The 13,506-nt window shown below is 60.0% G+C and carries 11 protein-coding genes and 1 pseudogene; 4 read left to right on the top strand and 8 right to left on the bottom strand.

What is annotated here, in order from left to right:
* Positions 1 to 271: 271 nt before the first annotated feature.
* From ACMDCR_RS07890 to ACMDCR_RS07905, 4 genes are all read right to left on the bottom strand, one after another.
* A complete protein-coding gene (locus tag ACMDCR_RS07890) occupies positions 272 to 655 on the bottom strand; it encodes a response regulator (protein WP_413992000.1) in 384 nt (127 codons plus the stop codon).
* Positions 656 to 2,275, bottom strand: a complete 1,620-nt coding sequence (locus ACMDCR_RS07895) for a sensor histidine kinase (protein ID WP_413992001.1) — start codon at positions 2,273 to 2,275, stop codon at positions 656 to 658. It lies immediately after the preceding gene.
* Positions 2,265 to 4,151: a CheR family methyltransferase gene (locus ACMDCR_RS07900; protein ID WP_413992002.1), complete on the bottom strand. Its 1,887-nt coding sequence runs from the start codon at positions 4,149 to 4,151 to the stop codon at positions 2,265 to 2,267. The genes ACMDCR_RS07895 and ACMDCR_RS07900 overlap by 11 nt, the downstream gene beginning before the upstream one ends.
* Positions 4,152 to 4,915: 764 nt before the next feature.
* The gene (locus ACMDCR_RS07905; protein WP_413992003.1) at positions 4,916 to 5,827 is read right to left on the bottom strand and encodes a LysR substrate-binding domain-containing protein; all 912 of its coding nucleotides are present in this window, start codon (positions 5,825 to 5,827) and stop codon (positions 4,916 to 4,918) included.
* A 266-nt stretch (positions 5,828 to 6,093) separates the two neighbouring features.
* Between ACMDCR_RS07905 and ACMDCR_RS07910 the strand changes: the two genes are divergently transcribed.
* The 3 genes from ACMDCR_RS07910 to ACMDCR_RS07920 all read left to right on the top strand — a co-directional run bounded on the left by ACMDCR_RS07910 (position 6,094) and on the right by ACMDCR_RS07920 (position 8,247).
* Entirely contained in the window at positions 6,094 to 6,717 is a 624-nt protein-coding gene (locus ACMDCR_RS07910; protein WP_413992004.1) for an isochorismatase family protein, read from the top strand.
* 331 nt (positions 6,718 to 7,048) lie between these two features.
* Entirely contained in the window at positions 7,049 to 7,720 is a 672-nt protein-coding gene (locus tag ACMDCR_RS07915; RefSeq protein WP_413992005.1) for a dienelactone hydrolase family protein, read from the top strand.
* Between the two features lie 17 nt (positions 7,721 to 7,737).
* On the top strand, positions 7,738 to 8,247 hold the full coding sequence (locus ACMDCR_RS07920) for a hypothetical protein (protein ID WP_413992006.1): 510 nt from the start codon (positions 7,738 to 7,740) through the stop codon (positions 8,245 to 8,247).
* A 182-nt stretch (positions 8,248 to 8,429) separates the two neighbouring features.
* On the opposite strand, the gene ACMDCR_RS07925 is transcribed toward ACMDCR_RS07920, so the two are convergent.
* Both ACMDCR_RS07925 and ACMDCR_RS07930 read right to left on the bottom strand, forming a co-directional pair.
* On the bottom strand, positions 8,430 to 8,750 hold the full coding sequence (locus tag ACMDCR_RS07925; RefSeq protein ID WP_413992007.1) for a DoxX family protein: 321 nt from the start codon (positions 8,748 to 8,750) through the stop codon (positions 8,430 to 8,432).
* Position 8,751: 1 nt separating this feature from the next.
* A complete protein-coding gene (locus tag ACMDCR_RS07930) occupies positions 8,752 to 9,132 on the bottom strand; it encodes a DUF4267 domain-containing protein (RefSeq protein ID WP_413992008.1) in 381 nt (126 codons plus the stop codon).
* A gap of 100 nt (positions 9,133 to 9,232) precedes the next feature.
* Between ACMDCR_RS07930 and ACMDCR_RS07935 the strand changes: the two genes are divergently transcribed.
* Positions 9,233 to 9,799 carry a TetR/AcrR family transcriptional regulator gene (locus ACMDCR_RS07935; RefSeq protein WP_413992009.1) on the top strand — a complete coding sequence of 189 codons (567 nt, stop codon included), beginning with the start codon at positions 9,233 to 9,235 and terminating at the stop codon, positions 9,797 to 9,799.
* Between the two features lie 241 nt (positions 9,800 to 10,040).
* On the opposite strand, the gene ACMDCR_RS07940 is transcribed toward ACMDCR_RS07935, so the two are convergent.
* Together ACMDCR_RS07940 and ACMDCR_RS07945 are read right to left on the bottom strand one after the other, a co-directional pair.
* Positions 10,041 to 12,608, bottom strand: a complete 2,568-nt coding sequence (locus tag ACMDCR_RS07940) for an AAA family ATPase (RefSeq protein ID WP_413993561.1) — start codon at positions 12,606 to 12,608, stop codon at positions 10,041 to 10,043.
* A 47-nt stretch (positions 12,609 to 12,655) separates the two neighbouring features.
* Positions 12,656 to 13,424: pseudogene (locus ACMDCR_RS07945) on the bottom strand (winged helix-turn-helix domain-containing protein); the annotation flags it as partial.
* Positions 13,425 to 13,506 lie beyond the last annotated feature (82 nt).

Here is a 13,506-nt window from a genome sequence, read left to right on the forward strand (position 1 = left end):
GAGCCAAATTTGCGTACCGATTGACAGGCGCTGCCGAGGTCTCGCCACCCCTTTATGTTCAGAAGACAGATTTAGGCCGCTCCGCCCTTGCAGAGCTGGAAGCAATCTCGGCCACACGCTGGCCAAGATGGGTGAACTGCTCTTGTTCTGGCCACTCTTTGTAGGGGCAGCCCGTGGACCGCAGCGGGCCGTTTTGGACGGCGCTCGTTTCAAGCAATGCGATCGCTATTAATTCTTGTTGTCACGCCAACTCGTGAAAGCTCGGGAGCCTCTACTCACACGGCGCCAACGCCTTCGCCAATATCGGGCCAAGGTCGGTGGGGGTGAAAGGTTTGTTGACCCGCGGGGCCGATTGGAGAGTACTGGCGAGTCCAAGATCGCCGTAGCCGGTAACGACAACAAACGGCAGCCGACGTGTGGCGAGCTCCGCGGCGATTGGGGCACTGCTTGCCCCTCCAAGATTCGCATCGAGAAGAACAGCATCCAACTTCTCGCTGGCGATTGCCTCCATCACCTCGGGAATCGTCGGGAGGGGCCCGACGACCTCATAGCCCAGATCCTCTAGAATCATGGTGATGTAGTCGGCGACAAGGTATTCATCTTCAACGATGAGGATGCGAAGTTTCGCGCCGGCCGATCGATCAACGGACGACATTTAAGCCTCCTCGCTGCCGTTTACAGCGTTAGTAATGCCTGTCGGGATCGTGAGCGGAAAGTCGATCGTCGCGCGAAGTCCCTCGGGCCGAAAATCCAGGGTCGCGTTACCGTGCAGTTCGTGCCGGACGCTACCCATGATGAAGCGTGTTCCCTGGCCAGCCCGGTCGGGCGCCGTCACGACTGGTCCACCGCTCTCGATCCAGGTAAGCACGATGCGCGGGTCGGTTCCGCTCGCCTCCAGTCGGCAGTTGATAGCGATCCTCCCGTTATTTGCCGAAAGTGCACCATACTTGAGCGCGTTGGTCGCTAGTTCATGCAGCAACAACGTAAGCGACTGGCTAGCGATTGGACTGAACTCGACTTGCGGGATATCGCCGATCTCCATGCCGCCATTGATCCTGAACGGATCTAACGCGAGCTCGACGATGCTGCTTAGCGGAATGTGTTGATAGCCGCCTTTCAGTGCGATGTCGTGCGCGCGGCCAAGCGCTTGGATGCGCCCGGTGAAAGCGTGGTCGAATTCTCCGAGCGTTTTGCTGTTGCGGAGCGTCTGTGCCGCAATCGATTGAACAACCGCAAGCGAATTCTTCACGCGGTGGCTGAGTTCCGCGACGAGCATGTCACGATGCTGCTCGGACTGCTTCCGCTCGGTCACATCGTCAAAAGCCAGCAGGATGAGATCGTCGCGGTCGCCATAACCGACGATCCGCTGCGCATTGAGCACCATCCAGCGGTGGCCGATCTTCGGAAACTCATGCTCCACCTCGAAGTTAACGATGCTTCCTGCCGAGGGCAGCAATTCACCGAGAAGCTTTCGCAGCTCTGGGACATCCCATTGACCATTGCCTAAGTCATAAAAGAGATGTCCCTCTGTCTCTTCGGCCGAACCCTGAAAATGCTTATAGAAAGCCGGATTGGCTGATTGAACACGTAGATCGCCACCCAACACGATCAACGGCTCGTGGACCGTCCGCACTATCGCCTGGGCATAATCGCGCGCCTCAGCGGTACGTGATTGCGATTGCTGGAGGTCGGTTACATCGACGAAACTTGCGACCGCGCCGGCGATGCGGTTGTCGCGTGTGCGATAGGGTTGCACGCGCAATGAATAGAAGCGACCGTTATCGGCCCGCACTTCCTCCTCGGTCGTGGCAAGCTTGTCTATCGCTCCACGCGCCTTGCCGACGAGATCTCCATTGACGAACTTCTGCGCGAGATTGGTGATCGGGCGTCCGATATCGCTATCGATGACGTCGAACACTCGCGTCACTGCGGGGGTAAACCACTTGATCCTTGTATGCGTGTCGAGGAATATGGTTGCGATATCGTTGCCTGACAATAGGTTGCGAAGGTCATCGCTGGTCTCGTCGAGTTCAGCCACTTTGTGTTCAAGTTCGACGTTGACCGCGTTTAGTTCCTCGTTGAGGGACTGCAACTCCTCTTTAGACGATTCGAGCTCCTCATTAGTCGCCTGAAGTTCTTCGTTGATGCTCGTCGCTTCCTCGTTTGCGGCCTTCAATTCTTCGTTCGCTGTTTCATATTCCTCGACGACAGCGTGAAGCTCGTCGCGAGCCTCCTTGAGTTCGTCGTCATAGTCGCGCTCGCGCTCAGGCTTCACTTTGTTCGCTCGCGTCGCTGCAGGGCGGGCTTCGGCACCTTTCCGAGCCGGCGAAAAACTGACCAACGTAAGCCCGTCGCCGCTCCGGCCGCCGAGGGGGGGTTGCTGTCACTTCGATCCGACCGGTCCTGGTATCGCTCGCGACGGTTGTCGCAGGTTCCTTTTCTTCAAGCGCCCGCTTTACCGCGCGACGGATCGACAACGCCAATCCGTCGCGCGCCATCGCCATAAGGTCAAGCGTCGGCGGGCCCGGCGGATGTATCAGGTAGTCCTCGGTCGAACCATGGAAATGCTGGATCCGGTAATGACGGTCGATCACCACGGAGGCGGGCCCGAAGTGATCGGCGAGCGCCTGGACTGCGACGTCGGCGAGCTTTGGTTTGGCGCGCTCGCGTTCAAGCGACTGGACCGGTGGCCAGATAGGAAAATCGATAGCTGCGGGTTGGCGTCCACCAGTCCGCTGATAGATACGCCAGCGCTTCGACACGATCGCGAACAAATGATCGCGTTGCCCAATCGATTCAGCGTTGCCGAGGAACAGATAGCCGCCCTCGCGGAGCGCAAAATGCGCGAGCGAGAGGACGCGATTCTGCCCGTCGGCGTCGAGATAGATGAGCAAGTTGCGACAACTCACCAAGTCCATCTTCGAGTATGGCGGATCGGCGAGCAGGTTCTGCGGCGCGAACACGACCATTTCGCGGATCTCGCGCTTGATGCGGTAACTTTCGTCGGCCTTCTCGAAAAAACGATCGAGGCGGTCGGAAGAGAGACTCTCGACCATGCTCGCAGGATAGATGCCGCGGCGCGCGGCGGCGAGGTTGTTGTCGGCAAGGTCGGTGGCGAAAATCTTAGCCTGCAAGCCTTTTTTAGCCCCTTCGGAATGTTCGGCCAGCAGCATTGCGATCGTGTAGGCTTCCTCGCCCGTCGAGCAGGCGGGAACCCAGGCGCGGATGGCCCGATCTGGCAACGCCTGTTGGACGATTGGCCCGATCACGTCGCGGTCGAGGGCCTCCCACGCCTCGGGATCGCGGAAGAAGCCGGTGATATTAATCATCATATCGCGGACTAGGGCTTGCAGTTCGGCGGCGTCATCGCGGAGCCGGACCAGATAGTCGTCGAATGATTCGAGCCCGGCGAGTCCCATCCGCCGATGGGCGCGGCGTGTCAACGTAGTGCGTTTGTACTGACGGAAGTCGTGGCCACTGCGTGTCCGGACCAGCGTCAGCACATCCCCGAAATTCGATTTCGACGCGTTCGAGATAGTTTCGACGGCGCCGCCCTCGATATAGGGGTGGTGAACATAGCGCATCAGCACAGAAGGCATATCGGCAGGTGTGAGCACATAATCGACCGCGCCCGAGGCGATCGCCTGTCGCGGCATGCTGTCGAACCTCGCCGTCTCCGGCGTCTGCGCCATACACATGCCGCCCGAAAGCTTGATGTCCTGGATGCCAGCGGAGCCGTTGCTACCGGCGCCGCTCAGCACAATCGCAATGGACCCGCTCTTGCGGTCCCTCGCGAGCGCGGTGAAGAAGTGATCAATGGGATGGCGCCGACCGCGCGGTTCGGCGGGGTCGCTAAGCCGCAGAATACCGTCCTCAATCAAAAGCGTCTGAGCGGGTACGATCACATAAACATGGTCGGCTTGAACCGCCATCCCATCTTCGACCTCGATGACCGGCATGTCGGTATGTTTGGCGAGCAGCTCGGCGAGGAGGCTTTTCCGCGTCGGCTCGAGATGCTGGACAATGACGAAACCCATGCCGCTGACGGGTGGCATCGCCTTTAAAAACTCGGTTGCGGCCTCGAGCCCGCCCGCTGACATGCCGATGGCGACAACAGGAAAGAGACCGCCATCGCTCTCTTCAGGGTTCACGCTCAGGGGATCGGTGGCAGCAGGGCCCTGCGGACGGCGAGCTCCGGATCTTCCGGGTGGCACCATTCTAGTTAAAGGAGCGCTTTTGCCCATTTCACTTCCGAGGAGCTGGCACAAGCTGGCGGCCTCGCCGGCCTCGATAGGATATTAATGCCTGTAACAGGCAGAACGGAGAGAATAAGGAGTTGTTCCATCGACAGATATCACCATTCCCATCGTCAGAAGCAAGAGCGGTATCTTTCCCTCGCCAGCCCGATTGTTTCCGAGCGGGTCGAGGCTCGAATGGCCCGCGTGGCGGTCGGAGCCGTTCGGGAAGCCGCATCCTGACGGTGCACATGAGATCGACGTAAGCAGCGATGTGGCCGGCATCCTAGCAATCGGCAGAAGGAGCCATTCGTCGGACCCGCTACGTAGCCGCATAAGGAACACCGGGCGCCGACCCCTACATCTCTCCTTTTACCCACCTGAGGGATCACTTCGCCGTATAGCTTCGGGAGCGGCGACTAACGAGGAGATCTTGGATCAACTCGGGTTCTCCGTCTCGAGCTCCAAGCGGCCGGGTCTCCACCAAAGTGAGACGGGTCGCCCGAATGGCGCTCGATTGTCCGCTGGCTGGCGTTGGCTGAACTCGAGATCTTAAGCGTCGCCGCGCTACGCGACGAGGGCGAGCTTGATCCTCCGTTGCCTGAGGCTTTGATCGGCCCCATTAAAAAGTCTCAGATATTCTCTTGGCGCATGATTTCGCACGGCTCTTGCTCTGCCGCCTACAGAAGCACGACTTTTGGAAATTCGACCGCCAAATGATCGATGAAGGCGCGAACCGACGGCAGCAGGCCCTGACGATAGGGGATCAGCGCCGTGAGCGTCGAGTCGCCAGCGAGCCAGTCCGGCAAGACGCGACGAAGACGCCCCGATCGCACTTCGTCGCGGCAGACATAGCCCGGCAAAGCGACGATCCCGAGGCCTGCGATCGCCGCCTGCTTGAGGCCAGCCATATTGTCGCTCAAGAGACGCGGTGTGAGAGGCATGACCACCTCGTCCTTGCCTTCGCTGGAGTGGCGCAGCCGCCAGGTAGGAGCAATCCCGGTCCGCATCATGAATAGCGACGGGTGTTTGGCGAGATCCTGCGGCGTCGCCAGTCCGCCATTGGCATCGAGATAGGCGGCGCCGGCAAAGAGGAACCAGGGCGCCGGCGTCAGTGTCCGCTGCACCAGCGTGGAGTCCGGCAGGGGCGCGGAATGGGCTCGGATCGCAACATCGAAATTCTCGCCAACGATATCGACGGCCAGGTCCGTGGCGTGGCAGACGAGGTTCACCTTGGGAAATCGGACGAGGAAATCGGCGATCATGTCGCACATTGCGAACTGGGCCGTCGCCACGCCCGCGGTCATTCGCACCGTGCCGGCCGGCTCGATCAGCCGATGGCGTATAACCGTCTCGGCCTGTTCGGCCTGTTGGAGCATTGCGACCGCATGGAGATAGAACTCGTCGCCGGCGTCGGTCATTCCAAAGCGCCGCGAAGTGCGATTAAGCAGGCGAACGCCGAGTTGGGCCTCGAGTTGGCGAATTCGATGGCTCAACGTCGACTTGGGCACGCGAAGCGTGCGTCCCGCCGCCGTGAACCCCCCTCGATCAACCACCTGGACGAAATAGTAGAAGTCGTTGAGATCGAGCACGCATCCTCCATCGTCCAATACGGCGAACGTTAAGTTCGAAGAATGCCGACTTCTTAGCCGCGGATCCAGAGCCTAGGTTTCCGCCATCGCACCATGTGGTCGCGACCCCGGATGCGCCGCGGTGGCCGACGGGGAATTGCACGGAGGCCCCAATGGAACGGCGTCAGTTCCTCCAGGCAGCGGCGATCGGAGCAACGGTGACCGCACTTAGAATCGTCCCGTCCCTTGCCGCCGCATTTCAACCACGCCGAATGCAGGAGAATGCAATGATCGACCAAGCCCGCCCCTATGAACCACTCACGTCCGAGAACGCAGCGCTCATTCTCGTCGACCATCAGATTGGCCTGATGACCGGAGTGCGCGATTATTCGACGGGAGAGCTGAAGCACAACGTCGTCGCTTTGGCGAAGGCAGCCAGGGCGCTCAATCTTCCGATCGTGGCGACGACCACGGCGCGCGACAGCATGTGGGGACCGACTTTCCCCGAGCTCGTGGAGGCGCTGCCAGGCGTGCGCATCATCGACCGCTCGTCTGTGAATGCCTTCGATGATCCGGCCGTGGCGCGCGCAATCGAGGCGACCGGCCGCAAGAAGTTGATCTTCGCCGGCATCTCGCTTGAAGTTTGCGCTGCATTCCCTGCGATCACGGCGATCGGCAAAGGCTTTGACGCCTATGTCGCCGTCGATGCGTCCGGCACGTTCAGCGAGACCAAGCGCGAAGCGGGTCTTCTGCGCATGCTCCAGGCCGGTGTCATCGTCTCGGACTATGCGACACTGATGGTCGAAGTCCTGAAGGACAATGGGCGACCCGAGGCTGGCGCCGTCTATGGGGCTCTCGACATGCCCTGGGCCAAGCTCGTCGGGCAGATCGCCCACGCCTATGGCAAATGACAGCGCGCCGCACTTCTATCCGGCGCTGAAGTGATGAAAGGAGATGGCGAGATTATCTTCAAGCTTGTGACTGGAGCGACAATAGCCCTTGCAGCGCTTCCTGCGTCAGGATTGGTGCAGGCCAGGGCGACGGATAAAGCGCAGCACGCAGGCGGATCCCGGCATAGGCATTGGCCCTGGGGCAGGGCGTTTCAGTGAGTTCCCAGTACCGGGGCCGATGGTGCAAGCAGAAAGCGGGCATTATGCGATCAAGCCATCGTGAAGCTGCGACGCTTGCTTGGGACGGCCGCATCGCGTTGAGTACCATGAGAATCTGGATTGGAGCACTGGAATGGGCGAACGGATCAAACTGAAGACCGCAGACGGCTTTTCGCTCAATGCCTACAAGGCCATCCCGAATGGCAAGCCTAAAGGCGGGGTGGTGCTACTACAGGAGGTATGGGGGCTCAATAACTGGATCCGAGGCGAGGTCGACCGCTATGCGCGGGAGGGCTACCTTTGTGTCGCCCCCGCGACGATGGACCGTCTCGAATACGGTTTCGAGAGCGAAAATTACGGTTCGGACCATTTCGCCAAAGTTGGTCAGCTCATGAAATCGTTTGATCCAGCCAAGGCGCTCATCGACGTCGAGGCAGCGGTGCAGGCCGCTGCCGATGGCGGCAAGGTCGGCATCACCGGCTATTGCTTCGGTGGCGCACTCAGCTGGCGCGCGGCGCATGCTGGCCTCGGGCTGTCCGCCGCCTCCGGCTATTACGGCGGTGGGGTGCCGAACTATATCGATCTCGCACCTGGCATTCCCCTCGAGATGCACTACGGCGAGAACGACACCGGCATTCCGCTCGATCAGGTGGAGGCCCTGCGTAAGCGCTATCCCGAAGTGCCGATCTACCTCTACCCAGCGGGCCACGGCTTTTGTAACAGCGACAGGCAGGTTTATGACGAAGCTAGTGCGAAAAAGGCTAATGCCCGAACGCTTGCCTTCTTCGCGCAGCATCTTGCCTAAGCGGCGGCCTCGCTTGTTTGGCGCCGATGTCACAGAAACTCGAGACTGAGTTCGCTCGCGTCGAGGAAGCTTTCGCTGCCGCCCGCTTGCATCCGCTATCGTTGCGCAAGACGCTCTTGGTTGCCGTGCTCCTCGACAACTATTGCGATCAGGCGTTCGACCTGCTGCGTAGGTCCCCGCCGGCGCGGATTTTCGATGTCGAAGACGTGCTCGCCTTCCGCGAGCGGCTGAGGGCGGAAGAGCCGGCGCTCGGGCTTATCTTCGACCTCTGTGCGTCAGCGCCGGGCGGTCCAAGCCTCCAAACCTGTGCCGTCACTGTGCCGATCGAGGAGTATGGCAAGCTCTCGATCGAGGACTATATGGTCAGCCTCTACAACGACAACACTGTACAGCGGGTCATGATCGTCGCTGCGGATGGGTCTATGGATCTGGCACATGAGGTGTTGGGCAAAGCGATGGCTTATCTCAGCAAAGCAATGGCGGGAAATTTGACGGTGAAAGCTTCGCACGGGCAAGCCAAGATATGAAGCGGTGCCATCGCGGCATCCGCAACACTATTAGTGACACGGCGTGCCGACCGACGTCTGGACCCCATACTGATTGACGGTCCAACGCCGCGATCATGCTCGTGACCAAGGACCAGACGGGCGCTAAACTCACATAACGCCTGGACCTGGCCTTCCGCCTGGCGGCTGCAACAAGACCCTGGTCAGGAGGCTGTCGCCGCGAGCGCAAGGAGCGCTACAAAGAAGCCGAGCGGCACAAGGTGGACAAACTCACGGTTACGCAAGACAGTCAAAACCGCAGCGGCGATAATGGCAGCGCCAAGGACCAGGCCCACCCCACGAGTGCCAGGGAGTGCGATCAGGGCGGCGTTCACCATTTCCAGCCCGCCAGTGACACGGCACCACCATGCGGGATAACCCCAGCGGACGAAGCTGTTTTGCGTGGCCGGCGTGCCGATAACGTTGAACAGGCCCGCACCGAAGAACGCGGGGACGAGAAGCCAGATCGAGACGGTATGCAGCATCTCAGGCCAGCCCCGCAATCAGGGGAATTGCCGCTAGGACCATGAGCGCCGCCGTCGCGCCATGGATGCCAATGGCCCTCTTCGCCGAGCCCTTCGCTGCCAGGATCAGCGACATGTCGCCGGCAGGGGTAATCGCTTCTATCAACAAGGCGATGCCGATTGAATGCGGGCCGCCCCATACGGTCAGGGCCAACACGACCAGCCCGGAAACGATGTCGCGGACGCCCTTGAGGCGAAGCCACCAATTGATGTTCGCGCCGTCTTCAGGGAGCGGCAGGCCGAAGCTCTGCGTCGCCACCCTTGGATTGAAGAGATACATAACGCCGATTGCGATGATTCCGACCGCCACGACCAGCGCCACGCCAACTGAGAACCAATGCATTGCAGCCTCCTTCGTTGCAGCGATACATAATCTAGCATTGCTATATTTTCAAGCCTTGTTATAAACGTACCTCCGCGAACGCGAAACGAGGAGGCGAGTGGTGGGCGTCGCAGAGAGAAAAGACAGGGATCGGGCTGAACGCGAGCGCCGGATCATAGCCGCGGCGAGACAGATTGCTGAAAGCGAGGGATGGAGTGCGGTCACGGTTCGCCGCTTGGCGGAGGAGATCGAATACAGCCAACCGGTCCTATACTCTCACTTCGAGAACAGGGACGCGATTGTGGCGGCAGTCGCTGTTGAGGGCTTCCGGGACCTGGCGAGCGCGCTCCGACAGGCTGCCCATGGATCGACCGATGGTGGAGATGCGATCAAGAACGTTGCCATGGCATATCTTGCATTCGCCAGGGATCAGCCAGCTCTCTACGAAGCGATGTTCACCATGCCAACCGGCCTGCGCTTTGCGGAAGCGGACACAAAATCAGAATTGAAGGAGGGCTTTGCGGCGCTGGCGGCTGTCGTCACCCCGTCGAGCAGCGATGTTGAGATCGCGACCGAGACATTCTGGGCAGCCCTGCACGGACTTGCCGAGCTGGAGCGCTCGGGCCGAATCAGGCGCAATGCCCGCGAAGAGCGGGTGGCGCTCGTCATAAACGGGCTTCGCAAGTAGCCTCGTCGATATGGAAAATCGCCCGCAAAGCTGACGCCGTTGCCGTTGAAGCGGGAGTAGGAAGACCCCTAACTAAGTATAGTGCGACGTTGTGTAAGGGCTTTATTGATTTCATTTGCACTTGAACTCGTAGCAGTGACAATTCTGTACCACGAAGAGTAAGGAAGCGACGCACAGTTAGCGCTGTGATATCTTCTAGGCTGCAGAGTAATCAGCGTTCGGGCCGATCCATTAGGTATTACTACGATTGGCTCCCTGCCGAAAGTAGCGACCGCGCTTCTACAACATCTCGAGTTTCAAACCCTTCGCGGAAAGAGCTGACGATTGGTGCCATCAATCCCACAGCATCTTCTGTTCTGCCCTGAGCCTGCCAGTAGCGCGCGATACCGAGTGCCGCTTGTAGCTCAAGTGAGGTCGCGTGCTGTGCCTGAGCAACTTCGAGAGCCCTTACGAAAGCACGTTCCACCTCCTGGGGCTTCGCGCCGGAGCGCACGAGCAGGGACGCCCGAACGCGACGAACCAACGACTCCCAACATCGTTCGCCGCTGGCTTCGATTTGGGCGAGTGCCTTGTTGACTGTCGCGAGGCCCTGATCGACTTGGCCGATTGCACCGTAAGACTCGGCCAGCAGAGCTTGGTAGAATGACTGCCGCAAAAGCGCACCGCGGGTCGCGCGCTGCTCAACAGCTGCCTGAAAGTCCTCGATAACCTCCGATCCGCGACCAAGAGCTGTCGCAACCCAGTCCCTCAGCATCCGCGCATTGGTACGCCAGATCTCGATGTTCTGCTCGGTCGTAAAGGCCAGCATCTCCTCTGCAAGGCCAAGTGCTGTTTGCCATTCGCCCCGTAATGCTCTGATCAACACGATCACCGACTGAGCGGTGGCAAGGCTTACTGGATGAGACAGCCGCTCACCCAAATCCAGCAGATCCCGGGCATAGCGAAGTGCCTGATCGGGAAACCCGAGCTGCCACTTGAGTTCGGCCGCGTGCAACCCCGCGCATACGCCGGGATCATGGCCAGCATAGATGAATGCGTGAGAGCGATGGCGATCGATGTCGTACAGCCGCAGACCTTGCTCCGCGTGGTGCAAAGCATGCGAAAGGTCGCCGATTGCATGGCAGGCGGTCCAGGCGGCGTGGTGGGCCTGCAACTGGAAACCGCTGTCCGGGAGTTGCGTGGCAAGTTCCACGACGTCATCCGCCGCGCGTTGTGCTTCTTGCAGATGTGCGCTCATGTGATAGTGCGCCCAAAGCCCAAAAAGTGCAGCAAATAGATCTTCAGCGTCGCCGACCCGTTCGCACAGTTGTCGCGCCTGATGGTAGATTCGTCCGACTTCCCGCCCGCCAGACCCTCTGATATTGGAAACTGCAGATCCCATAACGAGGTACATGTCGAGCGCCTGCTTCATGCGGACGCGGTTCTCGGGAAGAGATTCAAGCAGTGCCAGTCCCTTTTTCAGATGGGCAATTGCTTCGGCATCGGCCGAGGCCCGGGCGCTGCGCTCTCCGGCGCGCTGCCAATATGGAATAGCCCGCTCGACGAGCCCGCCTTGGGCAAAGTGGTGCGCCAGCAGTTCAGGTTGGATCTGCGCGACATCGGGAATGCCGGACTCGAGATATTCGGCGATCCTGGCATGTAGCGTCCGCCGCGCAGTGTTAGGCAAACTGTCGTAGGCGGCGTCGCGGACCAATGCGTGCTTGAACCGATACACGACCTCACCTGGCGTATCGGTTGGGAATACGAGCTCCGAAGCGATCAATCGTTCGAGCGCCTTGTCGACCTCCACCGCGGCCAGGTCTGAGATCGCCAAGAGGATCGAACGTTCGAAGCCGCGCCCGATACACGCTGCCGTCTGTGCGACGATCTTGGCTGGCCCCAGCCGATCAAGGCGGACCAGCAGCGAGCTTTCGAGGCTGGCCGGAATGACGGCCGCCGACTGGCTATCGGCGAGTTCCTGAAGGGCACCGGATTCAATGATCGCCTTTGTCAATTCTTCGATATAGAGGGGCATTCCATCTGTTCTCGCGGCGATCAGATCCAAAAGCCCGGTGGGCAGGAGCAGTGCGCCAGTGACCTGGGCGGCAATGGCCTGCGTCGCTCGGTGGCCCAAGCGGTTAAGCGTGAACCGCGACAAGTGTGGAGCGGATCCGAATCGATCGTTGAACTCCGGTCTCGCTGTGATGACGACAAGCGCACTTGCGTCTTGGACGCGGCCGATGATCAACCTCAGAAGTTCGAGTGATGTCGGATCGGCCCAATGGACATCCTCGACGATGAAAAGCACCGATCCCTGTTTCGCCAGGCTGGTCAGCTGGTCGGCGAGAAGGTTGAGCGTTCGATCGCGCTGTTGCTGACCGGAAAGGCCGAGAGCTGGATAGCGCGGGGCCGACTCGATGCCAAGCAGATCGGCGATCAGCCACACGGATTCGACGATGTCGTTCCTGCCGCGGCGCAAGAGGGCCTCGAGCTTTTCAAGCCTTTCAAAGTTCGAATCCGCCGCGGCCAAGCCGGCCGCCAAGTTAAGTTGCCGGATCGCCGGCCAGAGCGCGCTGTCAACGTGATAGGGGGAGCACTGCCACCGGACCATGAGCGGCGTGTATGCATCAAGTGCTTCTCGAAGGGCGCTGATCAAGCGCGACTTGCCGATTCCGCCCTCACCAGTGATCACTACACATTGCCCCAAGCCGGCGGCACTTTGACGCCATCGCTCCACAAGGAGCGCCAGCTCTTGGTCACGGCCGACCATTGGAAGGATGCTCGCGACTTTAGCTTTGGATCGCCTCTCCCCCAGGGCCGACGAGAACATGGCAAGCGAGTTCGCGGTTTCGGCACTCTTGCGCAGCGCACGCTGCTGCTCGATCTTTCGCAACTCCGGCTCGATCGCTCCCACAACGCTTCCAGTGATTTCGTCTTGCACGACAAAGCCGTCGGAAAGGTCTCGATCGTAGCGCTCCGCCCACAAGTGGGCGCCGGTCGCCACGTCGATCAGCTGCGCCGTAACGCGCACCTGCCGGGCCGCCTTCCGGACGCTGCCTTCGAGCACGTAGCGCACGCCCAGCTCATGCCCGATTTGTCTTACGTCGATCGCTCGCCCCTTATATGCAAAGCTCGAATTATGGGCAGTCACCAATAGACTGCGCAGGCGCGACAGTGCGGTGATGATTTCCTCAACTATGCCATCAGCGAAATAATCCTGCTCAGGATCACCCGTCAGGTTGGCAAATGGCAGGACTGCTATCGAAGGCCGGTCCCGCAGGGCGACACGTTCAAGCTGGCCAGAAGGCGAAGGCAAAGGTGCCCCCGCGAGCTCCCCCGCTTCACGAACTGCGCCCACAAATCGCAAGCCCTTGCGTGGCAGTGTCTTGATGAGGCGTTGTGCTTCGCCGCTGTCGCCGATTGCGTTGCGGGCCGCATTGATACGTGTGGTCAATGCCGACTCCGAAACAATTCGTCCATGCCAGATCGCAGCTAGAATGTCGTCCTTGCTGACGACGCGATCACGGTTGCGTACCAGGTAGGTCAGGAGGTCAAAAACCTGAGGTTCGACAGAGACTAGGCCTGCCGCCCCACGAAGTTCGCGGCGGTCGGTGTCGAGAGCAAAATCGCCGAAAAGAAACAGCAACAGCAACCCCCACTGCCGCTTAAGTCAGTGAGAAGGTTAGCACATCGGATCTTCCAATCTAAAGATCTCCTTAAGTGAAAAT

The sequence above is a fragment of the Labrys okinawensis genome, assembly GCF_047345005.1.
Taxonomy (GTDB): domain Bacteria; phylum Pseudomonadota; class Alphaproteobacteria; order Rhizobiales; family Labraceae; genus Labrys; species Labrys okinawensis.

What these genes read in the sequence shown, in the direction of transcription:
- ACMDCR_RS07910 (WP_413992004.1), top strand. Translation starts at nt 6,094, where the DNA reads ATGATCGACCAAGCCCGCCCCTATGAACCACTCACGTCCGAGAACGCA.
- ACMDCR_RS07915 (WP_413992005.1), top strand. Translation starts at nt 7,049, where the DNA reads ATGGGCGAACGGATCAAACTGAAGACCGCAGACGGCTTTTCGCTCAAT.
- ACMDCR_RS07940 (WP_413993561.1), bottom strand. Translation starts at nt 12,608, where the DNA reads ATGTTCTCGTCGGCCCTGGGGGAGAGGCGATCCAAAGCTAAAGTCGCG.
- ACMDCR_RS07890 (WP_413992000.1), bottom strand. Translation starts at nt 655, where the DNA reads ATGTCGTCCGTTGATCGATCGGCCGGCGCGAAACTTCGCATCCTCATC.
- ACMDCR_RS07930 (WP_413992008.1), bottom strand. Translation starts at nt 9,132, where the DNA reads ATGCATTGGTTCTCAGTTGGCGTGGCGCTGGTCGTGGCGGTCGGAATC.
- ACMDCR_RS07925 (WP_413992007.1), bottom strand. Translation starts at nt 8,750, where the DNA reads ATGCTGCATACCGTCTCGATCTGGCTTCTCGTCCCCGCGTTCTTCGGT.